Genomic DNA, 2568 nt, shown 5'->3' on the forward strand with positions numbered 1-2568 from the left:
GGCCGGTCGGGGGAGCCGGGCCCGTCCATGTGCAGCAGGATCGACCCGAGCGCGCGGGCCACCGTGTCGTGGACGTCCCGGGCCACCCGGTCCCGTTCGGCGCCGACGGCGAGGCGTCGGGCCCGGTCCTCGGACTTCTGGTGCAGGCGCGCGTTGGCCAGCGCGATCGCCGCGTGTTTGGCGAAGACGTCGAGGAGGTCCACGTCCTCCTTGCCGAAGCGGGTCCGGGGATCGGTGGAGAAGACGACGCAGACCCCGATGATCTCGCCCTGCCACACGATGGGCACCCCGACCGTGGCGTGCAGCCGGTCCCGGTCCCCGGCGCCCACATGGCCGCCGGGCACGTCCCCGTACCGCTCGAAGAGCCGGGGCCCCCGGCGCGCGACCACCGCGCCCGTGACGCCCTCCCCGAGCGGGAAGACGGCGCCCTCCTGGCAGGCGACACCCAGGTCGGCCTCCTTGCGGTACGTGCCCGCCTTCTCGTCCACCGTGCTGATCGACCCGGCGTCGGCGCCCAGCAGGCTCACGGCCCGGCTCAGGATGCGGTGCAGGAGGGGCTGGAGGGCGAACTGTCCCGCCAGGTCCTCGACCGCCCCGCTCAGGGCGTCGACCTGGGCGTTCGGCCCGGCCCGGCCGCCCGTCGGGGGGCCGGTGTCACCCATGGGCCCGGTGAGAGGTCGCCATACGTATCAGCGTATCTCCGGACCGTCGCGGGCGCGGCTCCACGCGGATGTCCGCCCAGGTCAGGATGGGGAACGGGCGGGGTGCGGGGTCGGAACGGGCGGGTACGGACGGGGTGTTCGCCCCTGTTTCGCCCCAAGGACAGGACTTGACCGCACCTTTGGTACATACCAAAATCCCAAACACCCGTGCGAGTGATGGTCGCTCGTTCCCCCCACGTCGGGCTCCTCTCCGTGTGCTCACGCCAGAAGGTGACCTACGTGAAAAACCGATGTCTCGTCAGCTCCGTCGCGCTCGTGTCCTGCGCGGCGCTCGGAGGCTGCGGATTGATGCCCGGTGGCAGTGGCTCGACCACGGTCACCGTCTGGCTGATGAAGGACAGCGTCACCGACGAGTTCCTCGACCGCTTCGTCAGCGCGTACGAGAAGGAGCACTCGTCCGTCGAACTGGACGTCAGGATCCAGGAATGGACGGGGATCGGCGACAAGGTGCTGGCCGCGCTGGACAGCGACGACGCCCCCGACGTCATCGAGGTCGGCAACACCCAGGTCGCCCAGTACGCGGAGAGCGGCAACCTCCGCGACCTCACCCTGGAGGCGGTACGGGATCTCGGCAGCGAGGAGTGGCTGCCCGGACTCGCCCAGCCGGGCAGCATCAACGGCGCCCAGTTCGGGATCCCCTGGTACGCGGCCAACCGCATCGTGATCTACAACAAGGAACTGTTCGCCCTCGCGGGCATCGACAAGCCCCCCAAGACCCGCGACCAGTGGATCGAGGACACCGAGGAGCTGAACGCCGGCGGCACCCAGGGCATCTACCTCGCCGGGCAGGACTGGTACACCCTCGCCGGCTTCATCTGGGACGAGGGCGGCGAACTCGCCGTCGCGAACGGCGGCGACTGGACGGGCACCGTCGACACCCCGGCCGCGCTCCGGGGCATGGCCTTCTACAAGGAACTCCAGTCGCTGGGCAACGGGCCGAAGAACTCCGACGAGGCCAAGCCCCCGCAGGCGGACGTCTTCGCCAAGGGCGATGTCGCACAGATCATCTCGACGCCCAGCTCGGCGCGGCTCATCGAGGAGCAGAACCCGGAACTCAAGGGCAAGATCGGCTACTTCCCCATCCCGGGCAAGACCGCCGACGCGCCGGGAGCGGTCTTCACCGGCGGCTCCGACCTGATCGTCTCCAAGAACTCCCACCACCACTCGGCCGCCGCCGACGTGGTGAAGGCGCTGGCCAGCAGGAAGTGGCAGACGGACCTGGCGCGGACCATGAGCTACGTGCCCAACAAGACGACCCTCGCCGGGGTCATCCGGGGCGACGCCAGCACGGCGGCGATGGCGGCGGGCGCCGCGCAGGGCCGGGCCACGCCCAACTCGCCGCAGTGGGCGAACGTCGAGGCCAAGAACCCGATCAAGCCCTACATGACGGCCGTCCTCGAAGGACAGGACCCCGAGGCGGCGGCGAAGGCGGCCTCGGAGAGCATCACGCGGGCACTCAACTCCGGCTGAGACCGCTCCGGTGCGACGGGGGCGGCAGGAGGACGGACGGGGACGGGCCGGAGGGCGGGCGGGCACGGACGGCGGCGGGCGGGGGACAGGCGACAGATCCGGGGCGGGGACTCCCGGCATTCAGCCGTCCCACATCCACACTCCGCCGTGCGGTCATGTCAAATCCAGTCGGTCACGGAAGAAACAAGGTGCCGGGCCGTCGCGCGAGCGGCGGACCCCGGCACCTGCCTTCCCTACCGGCACAGGAGACTTCCATGTCCGCCGTCGTCCCCGCCCCGCTCACGCTCACCCTCCCCTCCCCGCGGGCGCCTCACCTCCCCGCCGAGGCGCCCGCGCAGACCGCCACCCGGACCGCCACCCATGCCCCCGTCCAGAC

2 protein-coding genes are annotated in these 2568 nt (G+C 71.2%); one reads left to right on the forward strand and one right to left on the reverse strand.

Annotated features, from left to right (window positions below; genetic code table 11):
- On the reverse strand, positions 1-662 hold a 662-nt coding region (locus GT042_RS15760; RefSeq protein ID WP_161309343.1), incomplete at its 3' end, for a GAF domain-containing protein.
- A gap of 279 nt (positions 663-941) precedes the next feature.
- Here GT042_RS15760 and GT042_RS15765 point away from each other — a divergent pair.
- The gene (locus GT042_RS15765) at positions 942-2192 is read left to right on the forward strand and encodes an extracellular solute-binding protein (RefSeq protein ID WP_161309344.1); all 1251 of its coding nucleotides are present in this window, start codon (positions 942-944) and stop codon (positions 2190-2192) included.
- The last annotated feature ends 376 nt before the right edge of the window (positions 2193-2568 follow it).

Source organism: Streptomyces sp. SID3212, assembly GCF_009865405.1.
GTDB lineage: Bacteria > Actinomycetota > Actinomycetes > Streptomycetales > Streptomycetaceae > Streptomyces.